This is a genomic window from Terriglobia bacterium, from assembly GCA_020073185.1.
GTDB lineage: Bacteria > Acidobacteriota > Terriglobia > Terriglobales > Acidobacteriaceae > JAIQGF01.
In genome coordinates, this window is record JAIQFT010000009.1 from 17,792 (window position 1) to 38,778 (window position 20,987).

Sequence of the window (20,987 nt, forward strand, 5' to 3'; positions counted from 1 at the left end):
GATGTAACGTCGCCTGCGTTCCGCCAGGCCTCTCAGGTCCGGCGACTAGAAACCAGAAACTCGAAACTGGGAACTAATTCTTCGGCGGCTTCTGTTGCTGCGCCTGCGGTTGCTGCTGGCCCGGCTGCGCCTCGCCCTGATTCTTGGGTAGTTCCTGGCCTTCGTAGGTGATCTTCACGTTGGCGCCGAAGCGCTTGTAGTTGGTGTACTTCACGATCTCGCGGATGTGCACGTCGCCGCCGGAAAAGTGAAGGTCATCGTCGGCCTTGGTGTAGGTCGGGAACCAGTAGCGGCCGTCCACCTGCTCACGCCAAGTGGTGAAGGCGGGGAACAGGTTTTCTTCGTTTTTCTTTTTACGGATGTCGGGCACGGTCTTGCCGTGGGTCTTGACGATCTGGAAATCGCGATCGTCCACCCAGATGCGGCCCTGGAAGTACCGCCTGTTGTTCTCGATGCGTTTGGGCGCGACGTCGAAAACGTAGCAGTGGAGTTCGTCTTCCTGCTGCTGGCCGACGTACAGGATGTCGTACTCGGGAATTTCGTCGGAGGTGAGCACGAAAGGCAGGCGGTGCTGGATGTCGTCGATGTCCTCCCGCGTCATCTGCACGCGCTGGAGCGAGGACTGCGGCGCGAAGACCACGTGCTCCTGGCGGCGACCCTTGTCGTCGAAGGTGACCTCCACCACTTGGTGATACTCGCCGTCCACCGTATTGCCGTCCACGGTCTGCACCTTTACGTCCTGGCGGTAGGTGTAGTTGTCGCGCGCCTGTTTGAATTCCTTTTCCTTGGCGGCAAAGCGCTGGATGATCTGGTCCACGGAGATGCCCTTGGGCTCGGCGGGATTGAGCGGGCCTTCCTGGGCGAGCGCGGGCAGGACAAGGGCAAGAGTGAGCAATGCGAGAACGGAATTTCGTTTCATATCGATGAGGAAAACCCAAGGGTAAACGGAAAAGTTGCGTTGGTATTCCGCTGAATTAGATGCGCGGGAGCGGCGCGGGGCGCGAAAAAGCTGTCGACGAGCCATGGCCGAAGTCCACGAGGTGAGCGGCAGCCGCGTGTGGCTGCCGTCACCATGACGAATCTAATGGACCGAGGCCAGAGTCTGCTGGAAGTTCTGGTTAATCGACTGGATGTAGGCGTCCCTCGGCATCAAGTCGCGGCTGACAATTTGCTGCGCTCTATCCGAAATGATGCCGTCGTGCACCAGTTGCCGGCCGGCTTCGCGGGCAGCGTCCAGCACGTCCTGCACGGGAGCGCCCATTTCCAGCATGGCGGCCAGCAGCGGGCCGGCGGGACGCAGCAGGGCCCCGGCAAATTCAAAGCCGATGACGCGGCATAGGGTTTGCAGTTGCGCCAGCACGGGATCGAAGTTGTCCATCTCCCAGAAGCCGCAGTTGGAGACGAGCACGATCTTGGCGCGCTTGGTGTCCGGGCGTAGCGGATGCGAGCAGTGGCCGTCGTTAATGGTGATGAACGGTTCGATCAGCGGAATTATGCGGTCCATCAGGTTCTTGAGCGGGCCGCTGACGCCCCAGACGTAAACCGGCGTGGCGAAGACCCAGGCGTCGGCTTCGCGCAGCTTGGGATGGACGAGCTGCATGTCGTCCTGCTGGTGGCATTTGCCCGGCGACTTGAGCCAGCAGTTGAAGTCGCCCTGGCAGGGGTTGATTTTGAGATTGCTGGTGTAGAGCAGCTCGACATCGGCGCCGGCGCTGCGCGCGCCGTCGAGAAAAGGCTCGAGGATGAGGGCGGTGTTGCCCTTGTGCATTTTGGGGCTTCCGTTAAAGGCGAGGACTTTCATAACTGCCTCCCGTACGCGGCAAGTGTGGGAGCGCGGCGCAGCGGTGTCAATGCGGCGTGGCGCCTGGTGAGGCGAATGTTTGCGCCGCCGGACCGGAATGGGAATCGAGGAAATCCCGCCCCGGTCAACACCGGGCTGGGACGGGGCACACGGTGAGGGTCTAGACTTGTCCGTTTTGTCGGGAGGCGAGGCAATGATTCGTCGCGTGATCGTCTTTCTACTCGTGGTTGCCTGCATGGGCTGGGCGCAGGGCAAGCATCCGTTCACCTTTGAAGACATGATGGCGCTAAAGCGGGTGGGCGAGCCGGTGGTCTCGCCCAACGGCAAGTGGGTAGCGTTCAGCGTGGTCGAGGTCAACTTGGAACAGAACAAGAAGACGCCGCACCTGTGGGTGGTTCCGCTGGCGGGCGGCGAGGCGAAGCAGATTTCGAACGATCCGGCGGGCGAGGACCGGCCACGGTGGTCGCCGGATGGAAAGAAGATCGCGTTTATCTCGGCGAAAGAGGGCGGATCGCAGGTGTGGGTGGCGGATTTCGATGCGGCAGCGGTGGCGCTGGGCACGCCGCAGAAGCTGACCAACATTTCGACTGAGGCGGCGGGCGAGCTGTGGTCGCCGGATGGGAAGTGGATTCTGTTTACGTCCGAGGTCTATCCCGATTGCCCGGATGATGCGTGCAACAAGGCTCGCGACGAGCAGAAGAAACAGTCAGCGGTGAAAGCATCGATCTTTCGCGGGCTGTTCTTCCGGCATTGGTCGAGCTACACGGGTGACAAGCGCACGCACATCTTCATTCAGGCGGTGGAACCCACATCTCGCAAAAGCGGCGAGATGTGGGACACCACCACCGCGAGAGACCTGACGCCGGGCGAGCACGACGCGCCGCCATTTTCGCTTGGCGGGCAGGACATGTACGCCTTCTCGCCCGACTCGCAGGAGGTGGCGTTCACCAGCAACATTGACGAGGTGGAGGCGACCAGCACCAACAACGAGATTTTCGTGGTGCCGGTCACGGGCGGAACGCCGAGGAAGATTTCCACCTCGCCGGGTTCGGATTCGACGCCGCTGTATTCACCGGATGGAAAGTACATCGCGTGGCGGATGCAGGAGACGCCGGGGTACGAGAGTGATCGCTTCCAGTTGGTGCTCTACGACCGCAAGTCGGGGCAGATTCGGTCGCTGACGAAGGATTTTGACCGGTGGGTGGAGAGCTTCGTGTGGGCGCCGGATTCGCAAGAAATTTATTTCACTGCAGAGGACAAAGGAGAATCGCCGATCTATTTGGTCGCCTGGAAAACGACGCATCAAAGCGAACGCGGTTACGACATTTCGCTGACAGAAACAAACATCAACATCAACGAGATCTTACGGGGCCACAACGACGATCTGGCACTCACCCGGGACGGCGGTTCCCTGGTGTTCACCTGCATGACGGTGCAGGCACCCAACGAGATTTATTACCTCGAAGGGAGACAGCTGTCTATGCGAGCTACGCGGCACGACACCTTAACAGGGTCGGCGCCAGATACGGCAACTCCCGTAGGTGGAACGTGTGAACCGCGCTCTGCGTACAGCCGCACAGTCGATCAAGAAGCTTACTTTAGCCGAGCGGGAAAACTTACTCATCTGAACGACAGCCTCGTCTCGCAAGTCTCGATGCAACGACTCGAATCGTTCTGGTTCACCGGCGCGGCGAATCAGAAAGTGCAAGGCTTCCTGGTCAAGCCGCCGAACTTCGATGCCTCGAAAAAATATCCCGTCAAGTTCCTCATCCACGGCGGGCCGGAGGGGGCGTTCGGGGATTCGTGGTCGTATCGCTGGAACACCGAGTTGATGGCGGCCAGCGGCTACGTCGTGGTGACGATCAACTTCACCGGCTCGACCGGCTACGGGCAAAAGTTCACGCAGGCCATCCAGGGCGATTGGGGCGGGCGTCCGTACCAGGACCTGATGCTTGGCTTGGATTACGTCGAGAAGACCTATCCGTTCATCGACAAAGACCGGGAGTGCGCGCTGGGCGCCAGTTTCGGCGGCTACATGGCGAACTGGATTCTGGGCCACACCACGCGCTTCAAGTGCATCGTGTCGCACGACGGGACGTTCAACACCACGTCGGCGTATGGCACCACCGAGGAGCTGTGGTTTCCGGAATGGGAGTTTAAGGGCACGCCGTGGAGCAACCGCGCCATGTACGACAAGTGGTCGCCGCACCTGTTCACGCAGAATTTCAAGACACCCACACTGGTGGTGCACGGCCAGCGCGATTACCGGCTCGACGTCTCGCAGGGATTCGACCTGTACACCACGTTGCAGCGTCTGAAGGTGCCGTCGAAGATGCTGTACTTCTCCGACGAAGGGCACTGGGTGCTTAAGCCGCAGAATTCGCAGCTCTGGTACAAGACAGTCGGGGAATGGGTGGATTCGTATTTGAAGAAGTGATCGGGTGTTGGAAGGCGGTAGCTGGCCGCTCGCAGTTGGTAATCGGTAGTCGGTAGTCTTCGGTCAGCACCTTTCTGCCTTTGTCAAGAGCGGCGTTGCACTCATCCCCCACATTAATCATCAGTGCGCTGAACCAGGGCTCATGTACATCGCGCGCTAGTCGGACATCCTGCTGACGCAAGGCGCGTCGCGCCACTGCAGTTCCAACGCCGGATTGGGTAGAGCTTAATCGGTCCCGCCGCATGCGCGACAAATAAAATCGCAACGGCGAATGGCAGCATGACACGTCGGCCGCGACGGTCTCGAATCGGAGGTTGCATAGACGAGAGACTCTCATTCACCAAAGACCCAAACAGATCGACCGCGCCAATGAATCGCGGGAGCTTTGCGCCGGCGAAAAAGGGGGCTTGAAATTTGAGGCTTCCAAGTGATTGCCGGTGAAATTATTGCGGCCCATCCGATTCAAAGGTCGCCGAGGAAGCGTCACAGCGGGGCGTGATGGTGGTCACAGCCGCGCCGCTCCTACAACGGTAGGCTTTCCTGATCGAACGTTCGTTCGAATGGGGAGGACGATGGCTGCCGTCCGGGCTATGCAACCGGGTTGTGCCGCGCCCGACGTCGTTCAAGGTCTGGCTTTAGTCGCTCCAGAAAAGTTCGGTCGCGTCGAGGCAGTGCCGCCGGACCTTGCTGCGGATGATGTTCTTATCGAGGTTGCCGGCTGCGGCGTCTGCCACACCGACATCGGATTCGCCTACGATGGCGTGCCCACCCGCCATGGCCTGCCGCTGATCCTGGGGCACGAGATCTCCGGGCGCGTCGTGCTCGCGGGAGAACAGGCCAAGCGTTGGCTGGGGCGCGCGGTCATCGTGCCCGCCGTGATTCCTTGCGGCACTTGCGACGCCTGTAGCTGCGGCCATCCCACCATCTGCCGCAAGCAGTTCATGCCGGGCAACGATGGCGATGGTGGTTTCGCCACGCACGTGCGCGTGCCAGCGCGAGGCCTCTGCCCGGTACCCGACCCGCTGTCCGGCAGCATCACGCTGGAGATGCTGTCGGTGGTGGCCGACGCGGTCACTACTCCTTACGAAGCCATTCGCCGCTCCGGCGTCGGCGCGGACAACGTCGCCGTCTTCGTCGGCGTCGGCGGAATCGGGGGATTCGGCGTGCAAATCGCGGCCGCAATGGGCGCGGCCGTGGTTGCCATTGATGTAGATGCGGGGCGATTGGATCTTGCTGCTGCGCATGGCGCCACGCACACGATCAACGCCCGCGAGTGTCCCGACGCACGCTCCGCGGTGCGCGCCTTCGCCAAGCAGAGCGGCCGGCGCGGCATTGGCCTCAAGATCTTTGAAACCAGCGGCACCACCGCTGGCCAGCAGACCGCGTTCAGCCTGCTGGATCCCGGCGCCCATCTCGCGGTGGTCGGCTATACCGCGCACAAGGTCGAATTGCGACTCTCCAGCCTAATGGCCTTCGACGCCACCGCGCAGGGCAACTGGGGCTGCCCGCCTGACCAGTACCCGCCCGCACTCGCGCTGGTGCTCGAGGGCAAGGTCCAGGTTGCTCCCTTCGTCGAACTGCACCCCCTGGAGGAAGGGCCGCGGGTGCTGGAAGCCGCCCACCATCATCAACTCCGACGCCGTGCCGTGCTGGTGCCGCAGCAAGGATCGAAATCATGAAGGACCACAATCTGGTCGAGAAATTTTGCCCGAACGAAATCCTCATCGAGCGCAAGCCGGCGCGCGATCGTGACGGCAAGCTCGCTGACGGGCTGCACAATGTGTGGATCATCCTGAACAACCCGCGCGAGTTGAATAGCTACACCACCACGATGATCAAAGAGGTCATCCTCGCACTCCGCCAGGCCAGCAACGATCGCGCCGCTGTGGCCGTCGTGCTGACTGGTGCGGGCACGCAGGCCTTCTGCACGGGCGGCAACACACGCGAGTACGCCGAGGTCTACGCCGGCGCGCCGGGCGAATACCGTCAATACATGCGGCTGTTCAACGACATGGTTACCGCCATCCTGCACTGCGACAAGCCCGTCATCTGCCGCGTGAACGGCATGCGCGTCGGCGGCGGGCAGGAAATCGGCATGGCGTGCGACTTTTCCGTGGCCAGCGATCTTGCGATGTTCGGGCAGGCCGGGCCGCGGCACGGTTCGGCGCCCGACGGCGGCAGCACCGATTTCCTGCCGCTGTTCGTCGGGATCGAACACGCGATGTACAGCGCCACGCTGTGTGAGCCCTGGAGCGCGCATCGTTTCTATCGTCTTGGCGGGCTGACGCAGATCGTGCCCGCGCTCATGGTGGACAGTAAATACGTTTCCAACCCGCTGGTGGTGACCGACCGCGAGTACGACGAGTTTGGCCGCCGCGTATTCGGAGACTGGAAAATCGGTGACGCCCGCGAAGCCGGCAAGGCCGTGATGTCCAGGGGCGCGATTGATCTCGCGCTGCTCGATGACGCCGTTGAGCAGCTCTGCACCAAGCTGCTGCACACCATGCCGGACTGCCTCACCAAGACCCTCGAAAGCGTGCGCAAGCACAAGTTGGAACACTGGGACCGCAACCGCGAAACCAACCGCGCATGGCTCGCGCTGAACATGATGACCGAGGGCAACGCCGGCTTCCGCGCATTCCACTACGGTCCTAAACAGCAGCGCGAGGTGGACTTTGTGCGCCTGCGCCAGCGTCTGGCGGAAGGTGTGCGCTGGAATGAGGAGTTGATCGCGGAGATTACGCCGGGCATGAAGAAAAAGGAAACGACTCCGTGAACCGGGAACTGGAAGCCATTCTCGTCCGCGCGCAGGCACTGTACGAGGATATTGACTTCAAGTCGGTTGCGGAATGGAAGTCCGCCGCACCCGGGCGGAAGGCTGTCGGCTACATGCCGATGTATGTCCCGCGGGAATTGATTCACGCGACTGGGATGCTGCCGGTTGGCATCTTCGGCGGCGGCGACCGCCTGGAGATCATCCGTGGCGACGCCTACTTCCAGAGCTACATCTGCCATATCCCTCGCAGCACGATTGAGCTTGCGCTTTCGGGACGCTTGGATGCGCTCGAGGGCATGTTATTCCCATCCATTTGCGATGTGATCCGCAATCTGAGTGGCATGTGGAACATGCTTTTTCCCAGTCGCTATGTGCGGTATGTGGACCTTCCCCAGAATTACGACGTTAGCGTCGGAGGCGAATTCTGGCGGCGGGAATTGGCGGCGTTGCGCGACGACATGGTTCGACTGGCCGGCCGGCCGATATCCGATGAAGATCTCCGAAGCAGCATTCAGGCGTACAACCAGAACCGCCGAGTCATCCGGGAACTCTACCAGGTGCGCAGCCAAACGCCGTGGCTCTACCCCATCGCGCACGTTTATGCGGTGTTGCGAGCGGGCAGTGTGCTGCCGCCGGAGGAGCACACCATAATGATGCGCCGCTACATCGATCTGGCTTCGCAAGAGTCGAGCCAGCCCGATGATCGCAGCCGCATTGTGCTGGCCGGCATGTTCTGCGAGCAGCCCCCGAAGGCACTGCTCATGAGCCTGGAACGCGCCGGTTGCTGGGTCGTAGACGACGACCTGCTGCTAGGTCTGCGCTGGTTCACCGACGAGGTTCCTGACGATGGCGATCCGCTCGCCAATCTCGCACACGCTTACCTGACGCAGAGCGTGTCCACGGCATCGTGCTATGCGGCGGACGGCCATCGCGGGCAATGGCTGGTCGAGTCGGTCCGCCGCAATCGCGCCGATGGCGTCATCTTCTGTGCGCCGAGTTTCTGCGACCCCGCGCTGCTGGAGCAGCCCATGCTCGTCGCCGCGCTGCAGCGCGAGCGCATTCCGCATACGCAATTCAAGTATTCCGAGGATACGGGGCAGTTCGCCGTCATCCGCGAACAGGCCGGGACTTTTTCCGATTCCATCCGCCTGTGGAGCGAGGCATGAGCGACGTTCAGGACTTTGCGCAGAAAGAGCGCAGTATGCTCCTGCAGAAGGAGCTGATCGCGAATTATTACGATTCGCTCGGCCGCGCGCGCGAGGTCGGGCAGCGGGTCGTCTCCACGTTCGTTCCCGGCAATCTCACCGAACTGCTGCGCTCCTTCGACCTGCTGCCGGTCCTTCCCGAAATCAATGCCCTGCAATCCGGCATGCGCAAGCGTTCCGCCAACTTCATTGCGGAAGCGGAGAAACAGGGCCACAGCGAAGATGTCTGCACCTACGTGAAGTGCGACATCGGAATGCTGAAATCCGGCAACGTCGGTCCAACTGGCGTCACGCTTCCTAACCCTGACTTGCTGCTGCTGTCCTACACCGGCTGCTTCACGTTTTTGAAGTGGTTCGAACTGCTGCGGCAGGAATATCAATGCCCGGTCGCGATGCTGCACGTCCCGTACCTGGCCAACGGCCGCATCGAACCGCACCAGGTGGATTACGTCGTGCAGCAACTCCGCACCGAGGTGATCCCCAAGCTGGAGCAAGTCAGCGGGCGCCGCTACGACGAAGCGCGCCTCGCCGAGATGCTGGCCCTGTCCGCGCAGGCGGAAGACGACCTCGTCTCGGTATTGGAGAGCGCCAAGCACGACCCTTCGCCGATTGACGCCTACTTCGGCGGCGTCTACTACATTGGCCCGATGTTCACCGCCTTCCGCGGGACGCCCCAAGGCGTCGAGTATTACCGCGTGCTGCGCGAAGAAGTCGCCGAGCGCATTCGCCTCGGTCTCGGCCCCATCACCCCCGAGGGCACCATGGAACGCCAGCGCTACCGCCTGGTGGTCGAAGGCCCTCCGAACTGGACCAGCTTCCGCGAGTTCTGGAAGATGTTTTACGACGAAGGCGCCGTTGTGGTCGCCAGCACTTATACCAAGGTGGGCGGGCTCTACGACCGCGGATTCCGCCATGATCCCAACCGTCCGCTGGAAAGCCTGGCCGAATACTGCCTCGGCTGTTACACCAATCTCGGCCTGCCCGCGCGCGTTGACCTGCTCGAGCGCTACATCCGCGAGTACCGCGCCGACGGCTTCATCATCAACAGTGTCAAGAGCTGCAACTCCTTTAGCGTCGGCCAACTGCTGATGCTGCGCCAACTCGAGCAGCGCACCGGCGTACCCGGCGGCTTTATCGAAAGCGACCTGGTGGACCCGCGCTACTTCTCCTCCGCCAACATCAAGAACCGCATCGAGAGCTACGTTCAGATGCTCGAGCAGAGGCGGGCGGTGCACGCGTGAGCGCCGTCGACATTCTTCTCGGCATTGACCTCGGCTCCACCACGACGAAAGCGGTTGCTCTCGACTGCGCGGGCCGCGTGATCGGCCGCGGCATTACCAACACCCGCAGCAACTACGAAGTTGCGGCGCAGATCGTGCGCGAAGAAGCCCTGGTGCAATCGCGATTCGAACTCCTCCGCCAGGGTCTCGCTGCCGATCCCGAACTGGCGGGCATCGAAAACAAGTTCCTCGCACCTCTGGCGCGCCATTTCCGCCGGCAACAGCACGTCGAGCAATTCGAGCGGCTTGAGTCAGCGCTTCACCGCTGCGCCGGAGCGCCCCGCTATGCCACGACGCGAGACGACATTCACCACGCGCTCGATCGCATCTGCGACTCCATGCGATTCCGCGTTGCGGCGCATTTCAACGAACTGTCCGTGCGCAAGAGCGACTTCTTCCGCGACCTTGCCGCCGCCGACTACATGCACTTCGCCGAGCAGTTCAAGGACCCCAAGCGCATTCCTTTCGACGTGCTGTGTGGTCTGTTCGACGCCGCCATCCTGCAAGTGGAAAACGCGGCCATGTCGGGCGGGTTCGAGCGCCACGCCGGAGCCGCCCTTGGGGAAACCATCGCGACGGCGCCGCCGGCGATCCAGGATATCGCACCGCGCCTCCGCACTGCGGTCACCTCCGTTCTCTCGCTCCAATTCCGCGTGCTGCGCATGGTGGGCACAGGCTACGGCCGCCAGCGCCTTCCCTTCCCCAAGGAAGACATCCGCAGCGAAATCCTCTGCCACGGCCTTGGCGCGCACGCCATGTTTCCGCTCACCCGCACCGTGCTCGATATTGGCGGCCAGGACACGAAAGCCATCCAGGTGGATGCCCATGGGATCGTCACCAGTTTTCAGATGAACGACCGCTGCGCCGCCGGGTGCGGCCGCTATCTCGGCTACATCGCCGACGAAATGAATCTCGGCCTGCACGAGCTCGGCACGCTCGCCCAGGAGAGCACCTGCGCGGTGAAGATCAACAGCACGTGCACGGTTTTTGCCGGCGCCGAACTACGCGACCGTTTGTCGCTCGGGCAGAAGCGGCCCGACATTCTCGCCGGCCTGCACCGCGCCATCATGTTGCGCGCCATGTCGTTGCTGGCGCGCTCCGGAGGAATCTCCGACGAATTCACCTTTGCCGGCGGCGTGGCGCGCAATCCCGCCGCCGTGGCCGCGCTCGCGGATCTGGTGCGCCAGAACTACGGCGAGCGCACGCTCAATATTTCCAACGAGTCCATCTACACCGGCGCGCTCGGTGCCGCGTTGTTCGCGCTGCGCGCTGCCGAAGGAAGAAGCGCGGCATGAGCGCCTCCACCATCATAGCCGCCGGCGTGGACGTCGGCTCCAGCGCCGCCAAGTTCGCGCTCGTTGAGGTGGACGCACACGGCCCCGCGACAATTCTCGCCCTGCACAACGAGCGCATTCGCCGCCGCGAACTGCGCAAAGTGATTCGCGACGGCTACGACGTCGCGCTGCAAACCGCCGGGGTACAGCTGAAGGACGTCGCCTACACCGCCAGCACCGGTGAAGGCGAACTTGTGGATTTCCGCAGCGGACATTTTTACGGCATGACCACGCACGCGCGCGGCGCCGTGTTTCTCATGCCCGGAGCTACCGCCGTCATCGATATCGGCGCCCTGCACACGCGCGCCATATGCATTGACGAGCGTAGCCGCGTGTTGAACTATCGTATGACCAACCAGTGCGCCTCCGGCTCGGGACAGTTTCTGGAAAATGTTGCGCGCTATCTCGGTATCCTGCTCGAGGACGTTGGGCCGCTGTCCTGCGAAGCGAAGAATCCCGAGCCGGTCAGCAGCATTTGCGCAGTGCTGGCGGAGACCGACGTGATCAACATGGTGAGCCGCGGCATTGCGCGTAACGACATTCTCAAAGGCATTCATCTTTCTATGGCGGGGCGCTGCACCAAGTTGCTGCGCGCCATCGGCGCATCCGGCGACGTGGCGATCACCGGCGGCCTGGCCTCCGACGTCGGCCTCACTCGCGCGCTGGAAGAGAAGATCGCTGAAGAAAAGCTCGCCATGGGGGTCCGCACTCACCCCGATTCGATCTACGCCGGCGCGCTCGGCGCGGCTCTGTGGGGTGCGTACCGCCATCGCATTCTCGTACGGCGCACCGAGGTGGTGGCGTGAGCGGCACTCTCGACGGTAAAGTCGCGGTCGTCACCGGCGGTTCCGGCGCAATCGGCTCCGCCATCATCGCCGAACTTGAGGAGCAAGGCGCGCGAGCAGTGTCGCTCGACTTGGCGCGGCCGGCCGCAAGCGCCGCGCTCTACCAGGCCTGCGACGTCGGCGACGATTCTTCAGTTTCTTCTGCCATAGAAGCGGTGCGGCGCGAACACGGCCGCCTCGACTTGGTCGTGCACGCCGCGGGCATCTCGCGCGAGGGCGTGGTGTGGAAACTCGCCGTCGAGGACTGGGACGTAGTACAACGCGTCAACCTGCGCGGGGCGTTTCTATTGCTGCGTCACGCCATTCCGGCGATGCGTGCGGGCGACGGCGGACGCATCGTGCTCATCGGGTCGATCAACGGCTCGCGCGGCAAGTTCGGCACGTCGGCGTATTCGGCAAGCAAGGCGGGCCTGATCGCGCTGGCCAAATCGGTTGCGCGAGAGGTGGCGCGCTTCGGCATCCTTGTTAACGTGGTTGAGCCTGGCTGGGTTCTCACGCCATTGACGAAGTTCCTTCCAAAGGCGATTCTTGACGCCGCGCTGGCGGAAAGCCTTGTGGGCCGCTTCGTCGAACCCGCCGACGTCGCCGCCGCGGTCACGTTTCTTTGCGGGCCGGAGGCACGGCAGATCACCGGGCAGATTCTTCGCGTGGATGGCGGTCAATTTCTAGGCAGCAGTTGAACGGGAGAGAGCAATGAATCCGAAACCTGTGGGCGAACCCGGAATGCTGGAGACGGACAGCATCCCCGTCCGCGTGATGGATAAAGGTGACTTCGAGGCCGTTGTCTCGATCGACGCTGCCGCCACGGGGCGTCGTCGTCCGCGTTACTTTGAGCTGATGTTGGAGCGCGCCGTGACGCGGGCGGCGCTGCAGGTGTCGCTCGCCGCCGAACTCGACGGCCGAGTCGTGGGCTTCGCTATAGCCTCGCTCTATTACGGCGAGTACGGCGTTGTCGAGCCAACTGCCTCGCTCGACGCTATCGGCGTCCTTCCTGCCTACCGCGGCCAGCACGTCGCCAAGGCTTTGCTTCGACAACTGCGCGTGAACCTTTCCGCACTTCGCGTGACAACCTTGCGGACCGAAGTCTCATGGGACGACTTCGATCTACTCGCTTTTTTCAAGTGCGAAGGCTTCGCCCCGGCCCGCCGTCTCTGCCTCGACTGCGCACTCGATCCCACGCACATCGACTGACCCGAACGGGCTCCTCGTAGCGCGCTACTACTGCTCCCAAAACCGGCCAAAACCGGCCGAACGCCGAGCCGGTTTCTTGTACATCCTCTTGGGCTTACTTGGTTGGTGTTGTGCTGTGTTGGAGGCGGAATCCCCCTGTTAACCGGAGGGTTGTGGGTTCGAGTCCTACCTGAGGAGCCATTTTTTCCAGAGCTTGGCTGCGCCTGGAGCTGCCCCGATGTTCGCCGTCACCGCGACCGAACGCGATGGCAACAGGTCTTCATCAATCTTCGGCAAGGGCAGCGGATTTTTTCGCGAGCAGAGCATTCACCTTGCTGATGACGGCGAAGGCGTCGGCGACATAGACCACGTCGGCCTTGCCACGCGCCCAGCCGCAGTTGGGGTCGAGGTTGATCGCCCGTCGTTCGGTGATGAAGCGCCAGCCGACCACGTGCGGCTCCTCGCCGTGGCAGCAGGTGGAGAGTCCTTTGGGATGGCGCGGCGTGGCCCCGGTCTGGCCCACCTGGTTGAGGTGGGTCATGAAGCGCAGGGTGGCCTGGTTCTCACCGCTCTGCTCCACCAGCGACTTGCTGCCACCGAGCGATGCCTGCGATTCGCGCAGGAACCCGAGGATCAACCGCTCTGCGTCGGCGGAGTGCACCTGGCCGTCGGATTGCTTCTTCGTCCATCCCGCACCGGCGACGAACAGCAGCTTGGCGTCCGGACGGATCGTCTGCTCGCCAGCCTTGGGCGCGCGGATGCCAGTCACGACGGTGCGAATCGGCGGAGGCGTCACAGCGACGGTTCCGACGTTGGCGCTTGCGGCTGGGCCTTGCCACGCCGGACGGCAGCCGCTCTCGACCAGCATCAGCCACGGGCGCGCCGTGCGCTGGAGCGAGGCTTCGATGCGCTGGCGATAGAACCAGCGCGTCGCCACCGGTGCGGTATCGGTGACAGCGACGCTAGTGACGTGGGTGTCCACGACGCCGTTGAGCCGTTGCGCCACGCCGGCAAGAACGCGCGCCAGACGCGAGGTCGCCGGAGCGAGAACGATGGTGGCATTCGCAACGCGGCAGAGAGCTTCGCAGGCGGCAGCATCGGTGGCGTAACGCGGTTGTGCGAACTCCGCGCCGGAGACGCCGAGGAAACGCGCCGCGCCGCAGGTGGCGATGGAGTTTGCCGCCGTCTGGACATCGGCGCCGATGAGCGCAACCGTGAGCGGCGCAGCGAGGTTGGCGGCGAACTCGATCGCAGTGGTCAACGATTCGAGCGCGATTCTTGGGAGCGCGTTGGCGTCGTCGGCGTGAGCGAGAAAGAGAATGTTTTCCATAGTTTCAGTTTCAGCTCCGCACACGCGAGGGCGCGTGTGCCACACGCTATTATTCCCCGCCGATCCACTCGACGATTTCGGCGGCGATGGCGTCGGGAGAGAGGTCTTTCACAATGCGCGTTTCGCGCTGCTGCCTGGGCAGCGCCACGTTGAGGTATCGCAGGCCGTCACTGGCCACGGGCGCGGCTTTGGCGCGTTGCAACGCAGGCATCACGGTGCGCATGTTGGTCATGCCGACCTGCGGGTTGTTGCGCGGCTCGGGCAAGTTGCCGGTCGCCCAGCCGAGCACGGCAGGCGGAGCCGCCAGCGTCGAAACCTGGTGACGTCCGCCCTCGATGCGCTCCAGGATTTCAAAGGAACCGTCGGCGTTGACGCTCAACTGGTCCGCGCCCTGGAACTGGTCGGTGATGCCGAGCAGTTCGCCGACAATTTGCAGCGTCGCTCCGGCGCCTCGGCTGGCAGATTCCCAGCCGCCGAACACGAGCAGGTGAGCGGGATCGAGTCCAGGAATTGCCTTGATAGCGGCGGCGAGCGTGGCGGCGGTGGCGTGTGCGTCGGTGAAGCCGCCGGCGGGACCGTCGAGCGCAATCAAGTCGAACGGAACTTTTTGTGCGACCGTCATCATCACCTGCTGCAGCTTTGCCTTCGGGCCCAGGCTCAGCAGCGTGACCTTGCTGCCAGGATTCTTGGCGGCCAGATTCGCGGCTTCGTACAGCGCGTGTCCGGCCCAGGGGTCGAGCACCGCGGGCAGCATCATTTCGTTCTTCAGCGCGGGGCCGTTCGGCGTTGTGACCGGCTCCAGGGTTTGCAGCGGATCAGGGACAACGCTGCCGAGGACGACGATTTGGAAAGGCATAGTTTCAGTTTCGAGTATCAGCTCAGCGTTAACAAGCGATCAGTGATCAGTGCCAGAAGAGGCTGGACGTACTGGCCACTGATCACTTCAGTTTAGCGCTGAATGCAGGCCGCCGGCGCCGGCGCGGAACTCGATATTGGCGGTTTCGTCGCCGTTGAGCGCTTGCACGCAGTTCCACAGGCAGGCGCCGCAGTGGACGCACTTTTCGCGATCGAAGACAGGCAATCCACCGTCGCCGGGCGCGATGGCCTGGCCGGAGCACATCTCGATGCAGAGCCTGGCTTCGCACGCCTGGCAGACCTCGGGGAAATGAAACGCCACATGGTCGGCGTAGCCCGGCGGCGCCTGCACTTTGCCGCCGAGCAGCAGCGCGTCCTGGTGTGACACCAGCAGCCTGCCGTCGAAGGGAATTTGCGGCCAGCCGCAGCGGTCCATTAATGCATCGTGGAGCGATGTGTTGGTCTGGACACAGCGGCTGCGGATCTCCTCGATCTCGGCGCGCGGAATGCGTCCGGCAAAGTAGTGCTCCAGGGTGCTGACGCGGTCGTTGACCGAGGCGGGCTCGTGGCCGAGCGAAAAGCGGCCCTTGGTCAATCCGGCGAGCGTCATCCCGAGCACTCCGGTGACGACGCCGCGCTGGAAGCCGTCGCGGGCTCTTTCGGCGATGCGGCCTTCGCTTTCGACCCAACTGGTGCGGCGGCGGGCAACGTAGGCGCGTTCCAGGTTTTCGCGGGTGAACGGCGCGCGCGCGCGCAGCAGTTCAATGACGCCCTCGGCCAGCAGCGTGCCGGTGGTCCAGGCTTCGTCCACGCCCGAGCCGGTGAGGACATTGGTGCTGCCGGAGCCTTCGCCGATGCGCGCGTAACCGTTGCCGGCCAGCACGGGCTCGCCGCGCTTGCCGGATTCCTGCAGCGACTTAGCGCCCCAGGAGCGCAGCGTCCCGCCCTCAAGGTAGCGCCACAGGTACGGGTGCATCATGAAGTGCTGCAGGTAGCGATAGGCGGTCCGCACCGGGCTGCCGAACCAGGAGGGCACGAAGATGCCGACGGAGGCGAGGCGGTCAGGATGGACATAGAAGAAGCCGAAGATTTCCGGCTCGGGGAAACCGAAGGTGTGTAAGACGGTGCCGGGCGCGAGGTCAACACCTTCACGCAATTCGACGACCAACTTCATGCCGAGGGCCCACTCGCGGCGATGGTTGCCGTCAGGCATCCCGAATTGCTGGTCGAGCTGGCGGCCGACGGGACCGACCGGACCATCGGCTACGACGGTGAGATCAGCGCGGACGTCCATGCCGGGCATGAACGCGCCTTCGGGATTGCCGGCTTTGTCGGTACCTTGGTCAACCAGGCGGATGCCGGTCACGCGGTCGTTTTCAATCAGCGCCTGTGCCACCGGCATTCCGGGCCAGATTTGTACCATGCCGCTGGCCGCGATTTGCGAGCCCACCCACTGGTTGAACTGGCCGACGGAGAGCACGAAGCCGTCGTGCTTCTGCAGGAAGTCAGGAACGTAGGGCAGTTCGAGCGCGTGATCTTTGATCGGCAGCGCGAAGCGGAGCGCGCGCATCAAAGCGTCGGCGGAACGCAGGGCGAACGAGCGGCGGCTGGCGCCCACCGGATCGAGGAGATAAAGCATCTTCTCGCTGGTGACGCGCGCGGCCATGGGAATCTGCGCGGGATCAAGATCGGGGAAGCTGGCGCGAATGCCGCGGGCACGCGTGACCACGCCGGATACACCCACTCCGAGGTCGTCGGCGCGTTCGTAGCAGATGACCTGCCGAGGAAGTCCGCTGGAGCTCTGCAGGGAACCGTCGGCGAGGACGCGCGAAAGCGTGGTGAGGAAGCCTCCCATGGCCGGGCCGAACCCGACGCAGGCAATGTCCACGGCGACGGATTCGCGCTCGATCATCTCCGCTTGTGCTTCCGGACACACTTCCATGTGAGCACTCATGCCGGATAATCCAGCGCCTCCGGGATCATCACGCGGGCCACGGCTTCGGCGGCCCGATCTTTGGCCAGGCGCGCGCCGGTAAGGCAGGTGTCGAGCTTCTGCCGCAGGTGAAGGAACTGCGCGGCGTTGCCGGAGCAGCCAGCGCACGGGCCCGCCTTCGCTGGATGCGAGCCGTCGGCGGCGATGACGTCGGTGGCGCAGGCGGCAATGCCGGGAATGAGGCCTTCGAGCGAATCGAGGTCCTCGGCCTGGAAGCATCCGCGGTAGCCTTCCTGGTCCCACGCGGGATGGCGGTTGAAGCCGAAGACCAGCTCGGCGCAAATGCGTCCGACTTCCCCGCAGGCGCGCGCCGATTCGAGGTGGCAGAGGTCGGTGAAAAAATTGACGACGCCGGGCAGACTTTCGGCGAGGGCGGAGTTTGTCACGCCGGCCTTTTCGAGCTCGAGCACGTCGAGGATCTGCTGGCGGACAGCAAGCAGCCAGCAGAGCGCGTCGGCAAGGGGGAAAGTGACGCCCTGGCGCGGGCCGTGGTAGAGCTTGGCGCCGTCGGCATCGGTGGAGACCTGCAGGTAGTCGAGCGACCACAGCCACATCATCATGGCGGTGGCCAGCGTGCACGCGCCGGTGCCGGGATGCGTGGAGGCGATCTGGCGCATGTCCTTGATCCAGTTGCGGAACTGGGCGAGGAAGACGTGGTTGATCATGGTTACGGAGAGCTGGCGGCGCTGCACGCACTCGGGGCCTTCGTAGGTGGCCTCGAGTTGCGCGTCCATCCATTTGTGGCCGAGGAAGCCCGGGCAATCCTCGGTGATGCCGTAGCCACCCATGAGAGAGACAGCCTCGCGCATCATGTTGGCGCCGTGGCCGGTGTTCCACAGCTTGGCGGCGGGGCAGAGGACGCCGGCTTCGCTGTCGAGAATGGCGAAGCGAACGAGCGGGTCGGACTCGAGCTGGAGGCGGGCCTCACTGCCAACGGGGAACGACAGCGCTTCGAGGGCAAGCTCTTCGGCGGCGCGCATGGCTTTCATCTGCGCGCGACCGCCGGTGATGTTGCGAAGCTGGAGTATGGAATCCTTTTCGTGCTCGACGGGATCCAGGACGTCGAAGGCACGGGCGGCGGCGAAGGCGAGCGAGGCGCTGGCTTCTCCGGTGGCCCAGACGTCCACCAGGCGCTGGAGCGCATCTTCGCGCTGCTGCAGGCCGAGCTCGTAGCGGACGGTGCCGGGGGTGGCCTGCTCGGCGCCGCGGAAACGTCCGCGCTGGTAACGGATGACGGGTTCGACGGCGGAGAGCAGCTTGGCCGCGGTCATGACGCCGACGGTGACGCGGGTGCGGCGGAAGACGGCCTCGATGATCTCGCTGTGGCTGTGGTTGGGAACGATGACGCCGCCTTTGACAGTGTAGCCGCCGATGATGCGTGAGGCGGGAATCTTCAGGCTGAAAATCGGATCGCCGGTGGAGGAGAGCTGGTGAACCAGTTTCCTGGTCGGGGTACCGCGGTCGAAGATGCCGGGATCATTTTCTTCCAGGATGACCATGCAGGAGCCCTTGATGCGCGGGTCGGCGGAGTCCACGGCGGCGGTAACGAAATTGGCGTAGGCGATGTTGGTGATAAAGCGGCCGCGCTTGTCCACTTGGAGCACGGGCTCTTTGCCTTCCTCCCACTCCGCGATGCGCAGCTTGCCGTTCAACATGCCGGTGTCCACGCCGACGTAGGGAATGGGCTCGGTGAGACAGAAGGCGCCGCGCCAGTGCGGCCGATCTTCGCCGAGAGCGGGCGGCGAGGCGAGGCGCATGTAGTGTTCGATCTGCTCGTAGGTGCCGCGCTCGTGAATGGGCGCCAGCGCCAGACACCCGGCGAGGGAGGCGGTAGCGGCGCCACCGTCAACCCAGGCGAGTTCAAAGGCCACCAGCGCCAGCGCCAGGTTCTTGGGGCCAGTGATGAAGCCGCCGTGCTCGGGGTCCATAAAGACGGCTGTGATGCCGGCGGTGTCGTAGGCCTGCAGCAGTTCGGACTTGCGCTGGGTCCATTCGTGAGAGTGGCGTTCGCCGGCGGCGACCAACTGGGCGACGGGGCCGCGGGCGACCGAGCGCGAAGACTGCACCAGCATCTGCAGGTCGTAGCGGTCGGCGAAGCGCCACAAAAGCTGGCGAACGTCGTCACCGGGAAGGGTGCGCAGGGTTTCCGGCTTGGGCTTCACGGCGGAGGTAGCCATGTGCGGTCCTTTCGCGAGCCTTCCCATTCTGAAATCTGATCTCACTTGCGTCTGTGAGGTAGGGCACAGGTTGGAGTGACATGCGAACCACTAAGGGACGCTGATGGCCGATTGAGCCGGGCGCAGGGGCCCTAAGCCGGCTAAGGTTACCGGCCGCAAGGTGAGTCTTTCATCACTTCAGTGGCCGATGTTTGAACGTCCGTTCGCCGGAGTTGTAACTTGCCACGGTGTGCCCGTTGCCGGCCAGTTGGTATTTGTAGGTGGTAAGCCCTTCTACTCCGACGGGTCCGCGAGCGTGCAGCTTTCCGGTGCTGATGCCCAACTCCGCACCCAGTCCGTAGCGGAAGCCATCGGCGAACCGCGTGGAAACGTTCTGATACACGCCGGCCGCGTCTACGCGCAGCATAAACTCCGCAGCCGCCTTGGCATCCTCGGTTACGATGGACTCGGTGTGTTTTGAGCCCCATCGATTGACGTGCTCAACCGCTTCCTCGAAGCTGTCCACGATTTTGATGGAGATGGTCAGATCGGAGTACTCGGTGGACCAGTCGGCTTGGGTTGCGGGCAAGACACGGCGGCCGCCGCTCAGCGCCTGGGTGCGCGGGCAGCCACGCACCTCGACGCCGGCAGCTTCAAACCGCGCCAGCATCTCGGGCAAGAATGCTGCCGCAACGTCCTGGTGGATCAACAGGGTCTCGGCAGCGTTGCACGCCGCCGGATACTGCACCTTGGAGTCGAACGTCACGTCCACCGCCTTCCTCGGATCGGCGGCAGCATCGACATACACATGGCAGATTCCTGCGCCGTGGCCCAGCACCGGGACGCGGCTGTGCGCCTTGATGTAGCGCACGAATTGCTCCGAGCCGCGCGGAATCATCAGGTCAATCCCCTCCTCCAACCGCAGCAACTCCTCAATGTCCTGGCGGGTGTGCAGCAAGGTGATGACGTGGGCGGGAATTTCCGGGAATGGCGCCAGCGCGTCGCACCAGATCGCCGCCAGCGCCGTGTTGGTCTGCTCGGCTTCGCGTCCGCCTTTCAGCAGCACGGCGTTGCCGGAGCGCAGCGCCAGCGCCGCCACCTGCGGGATGACGTCCGGTCGCGATTCGAAGATGATGGCCACCACGCCCAGCGGGCAAGTGACCTTGCGCAGCGTGAGATCGTCATCTAGGGCGGTGATCCCCAGTTCGCGGCCGAGGGGATCGGGCAGGGCAGCCACTGCGCGCACCTGCTCCGCCATGGCCTCCACGGCGCGTTTGCTTACCTGGAGACGCTTGAACATTGCGGGTGACAGCGGTTGTCGATCCGTCAGTTGCCCCGCACAATCGCGCTCATTGGCCGCCAAGATCTCCGGCGAGCGGCGCTGCAGTGCGTCCGCCGCCGCCAGCAAGGCAGCCCGACGCAGATCGTCGGACAGTACCGCCAGCCGCAAGGCCGCCGTGCGTGCCCTCGCGGCTGCTTCGGCCACAGTCAGCGCCGTCTTGGGGATTGCGCTCATCGGTGGAGCAGTCGGCACCGGACTCGCCTTCTCGCGTCACCAGCACCGCTGCCTTGCGGGAACCCTGGCCGGGGTTGCGTGTACCGTTTTCCACGCTGCTGTGGTTGGCAATGCCGCGCGCGAATTCTCGACCATGGACATCGGCAATGCTGATCACGTCCTGGGGCTTGAACGCCCGCTCGATTTTCACCACGCCCGACCACAGCAGGCTGGCTTTACCGCGCAAAAGGGCGGCGCGAGCCCCAGCATTGACCACAATTCGGCCCCGTACGTCGGCGGCGTAAGCGAT

At 63.6% G+C, this 20,987-nt stretch carries 16 protein-coding genes; 9 read left to right on the plus strand and 7 right to left on the minus strand.

Going from position 1 to position 20,987, the window contains the following annotated elements; genetic code table 11:
• Window positions 1-73: 73 nt before the first annotated feature.
• Complete coding sequence (locus LAN64_04255; GenBank protein ID MBZ5567046.1) at window positions 74-919, minus strand: hypothetical protein; 846 nt, start codon at window positions 917-919, stop codon at window positions 74-76.
• 162 nt (window positions 920-1,081) lie between these two features.
• A complete protein-coding gene (locus tag LAN64_04260) occupies window positions 1,082-1,801 on the minus strand; it encodes a flavodoxin family protein (GenBank protein ID MBZ5567047.1) in 720 nt (239 codons plus the stop codon).
• A gap of 193 nt (window positions 1,802-1,994) precedes the next feature.
• Here LAN64_04260 and LAN64_04265 point away from each other — a divergent pair, with 193 nt between their 5' ends.
• The 9 genes from LAN64_04265 to LAN64_04305 all read left to right on the plus strand — a co-directional run bounded on the left by LAN64_04265 (window position 1,995) and on the right by LAN64_04305 (window position 12,869).
• A complete protein-coding gene (locus tag LAN64_04265; protein MBZ5567048.1) occupies window positions 1,995-4,238 on the plus strand; it encodes a S9 family peptidase in 2,244 nt (747 codons plus the stop codon).
• A 590-nt stretch (window positions 4,239-4,828) separates the two neighbouring features.
• The gene (gene had / locus LAN64_04270) at window positions 4,829-5,917 is read left to right on the plus strand and encodes a 6-hydroxycyclohex-1-ene-1-carbonyl-CoA dehydrogenase (protein ID MBZ5567049.1); all 1,089 of its coding nucleotides are present in this window, start codon (window positions 4,829-4,831) and stop codon (window positions 5,915-5,917) included.
• On the plus strand, window positions 5,914-7,014 hold the full coding sequence (gene oah / locus LAN64_04275) for a 6-oxocyclohex-1-ene-1-carbonyl-CoA hydratase (protein ID MBZ5567050.1): 1,101 nt from the start codon (window positions 5,914-5,916) through the stop codon (window positions 7,012-7,014). Before had ends, oah begins: the two co-directional genes overlap by 4 nt.
• Window positions 7,011-8,180 carry a benzoyl-CoA reductase subunit C gene (gene bcrC / locus LAN64_04280; protein MBZ5567051.1) on the plus strand — a complete coding sequence of 390 codons (1,170 nt, stop codon included), beginning with the start codon at window positions 7,011-7,013 and terminating at the stop codon, window positions 8,178-8,180. The genes oah and bcrC overlap by 4 nt, the downstream gene beginning before the upstream one ends.
• Window positions 8,177-9,460 (plus strand): benzoyl-CoA reductase subunit B, encoded by a 1,284-nt coding sequence (gene bcrB / locus LAN64_04285; protein ID MBZ5567052.1) that lies wholly within the window; start codon window positions 8,177-8,179, stop codon window positions 9,458-9,460. Before bcrC ends, bcrB begins: the two co-directional genes overlap by 4 nt.
• Entirely contained in the window at window positions 9,457-10,794 is a 1,338-nt protein-coding gene (locus tag LAN64_04290; protein ID MBZ5567053.1) for an acyl-CoA dehydratase activase, read from the plus strand. Before bcrB ends, LAN64_04290 begins: the two co-directional genes overlap by 4 nt.
• Window positions 10,791-11,639: a benzoyl-CoA reductase subunit D gene (gene bcrD, locus LAN64_04295; protein MBZ5567054.1), complete on the plus strand. Its 849-nt coding sequence runs from the start codon at window positions 10,791-10,793 to the stop codon at window positions 11,637-11,639. Before LAN64_04290 ends, bcrD begins: the two co-directional genes overlap by 4 nt.
• A complete protein-coding gene (locus LAN64_04300) occupies window positions 11,636-12,358 on the plus strand; it encodes an SDR family oxidoreductase (protein ID MBZ5567055.1) in 723 nt (240 codons plus the stop codon). Before bcrD ends, LAN64_04300 begins: the two co-directional genes overlap by 4 nt.
• A gap of 13 nt (window positions 12,359-12,371) precedes the next feature.
• On the plus strand, window positions 12,372-12,869 hold the full coding sequence (locus tag LAN64_04305; GenBank protein ID MBZ5567056.1) for a GNAT family N-acetyltransferase: 498 nt from the start codon (window positions 12,372-12,374) through the stop codon (window positions 12,867-12,869).
• Window positions 12,870-13,131: 262 nt separating this feature from the next.
• On the opposite strand, the gene LAN64_04310 is transcribed toward LAN64_04305, so the two are convergent.
• The 5 genes from LAN64_04310 to LAN64_04330 all read right to left on the minus strand — a co-directional run bounded on the left by LAN64_04310 (window position 13,132) and on the right by LAN64_04330 (window position 20,698).
• Window positions 13,132-14,178 (minus strand): electron transfer flavoprotein subunit alpha, encoded by a 1,047-nt coding sequence (locus LAN64_04310; protein ID MBZ5567057.1) that lies wholly within the window; start codon window positions 14,176-14,178, stop codon window positions 13,132-13,134.
• A gap of 49 nt (window positions 14,179-14,227) precedes the next feature.
• On the minus strand, window positions 14,228-15,034 hold the full coding sequence (locus LAN64_04315; protein ID MBZ5567058.1) for an electron transfer flavoprotein subunit beta: 807 nt from the start codon (window positions 15,032-15,034) through the stop codon (window positions 14,228-14,230).
• Between the two features lie 87 nt (window positions 15,035-15,121).
• Window positions 15,122-16,945, minus strand: a complete 1,824-nt coding sequence (locus LAN64_04320; GenBank protein MBZ5567059.1) for a 4Fe-4S ferredoxin — start codon at window positions 16,943-16,945, stop codon at window positions 15,122-15,124.
• A gap of 38 nt (window positions 16,946-16,983) precedes the next feature.
• The gene (locus tag LAN64_04325; GenBank protein ID MBZ5567060.1) at window positions 16,984-19,203 is read right to left on the minus strand and encodes an acyl-CoA/acyl-ACP dehydrogenase; all 2,220 of its coding nucleotides are present in this window, start codon (window positions 19,201-19,203) and stop codon (window positions 16,984-16,986) included.
• Window positions 19,204-19,375: 172 nt separating this feature from the next.
• Window positions 19,376-20,698, minus strand: coding sequence for a glutamate-5-semialdehyde dehydrogenase (locus tag LAN64_04330; protein MBZ5567061.1), 1,323 nt, complete (start codon window positions 20,696-20,698; stop codon window positions 19,376-19,378).
• Window positions 20,699-20,987 lie beyond the last annotated feature (289 nt).

Coding starts and splice junctions, on each gene's coding strand:
- LAN64_04305 (MBZ5567056.1), top strand. CDS start 12,372: ATGAATCCGAAACCTGTGGGCGAACCCGGAATGCTGGAGACGGACAGC.
- LAN64_04315 (MBZ5567058.1), bottom strand. CDS start 15,034: ATGCCTTTCCAAATCGTCGTCCTCGGCAGCGTTGTCCCTGATCCGCTG.
- oah (MBZ5567050.1), top strand. CDS start 5,914: ATGAAGGACCACAATCTGGTCGAGAAATTTTGCCCGAACGAAATCCTC.
- LAN64_04255 (MBZ5567046.1), bottom strand. CDS start 919: ATGAAACGAAATTCCGTTCTCGCATTGCTCACTCTTGCCCTTGTCCTG.
- LAN64_04325 (MBZ5567060.1), bottom strand. CDS start 19,203: ATGGCTACCTCCGCCGTGAAGCCCAAGCCGGAAACCCTGCGCACCCTT.
- LAN64_04310 (MBZ5567057.1), bottom strand. CDS start 14,178: ATGGAAAACATTCTCTTTCTCGCTCACGCCGACGACGCCAACGCGCTC.
- LAN64_04265 (MBZ5567048.1), top strand. CDS start 1,995: ATGATTCGTCGCGTGATCGTCTTTCTACTCGTGGTTGCCTGCATGGGC.
- had (MBZ5567049.1), top strand. CDS start 4,829: ATGCAACCGGGTTGTGCCGCGCCCGACGTCGTTCAAGGTCTGGCTTTA.
- LAN64_04330 (MBZ5567061.1), bottom strand. CDS start 20,698: ATGAGCGCAATCCCCAAGACGGCGCTGACTGTGGCCGAAGCAGCCGCG.
- LAN64_04260 (MBZ5567047.1), bottom strand. CDS start 1,801: ATGAAAGTCCTCGCCTTTAACGGAAGCCCCAAAATGCACAAGGGCAAC.
- bcrB (MBZ5567052.1), top strand. CDS start 8,177: ATGAGCGACGTTCAGGACTTTGCGCAGAAAGAGCGCAGTATGCTCCTG.
- LAN64_04320 (MBZ5567059.1), bottom strand. CDS start 16,945: ATGATCGAGCGCGAATCCGTCGCCGTGGACATTGCCTGCGTCGGGTTC.
- bcrD (MBZ5567054.1), top strand. CDS start 10,791: ATGAGCGCCTCCACCATCATAGCCGCCGGCGTGGACGTCGGCTCCAGC.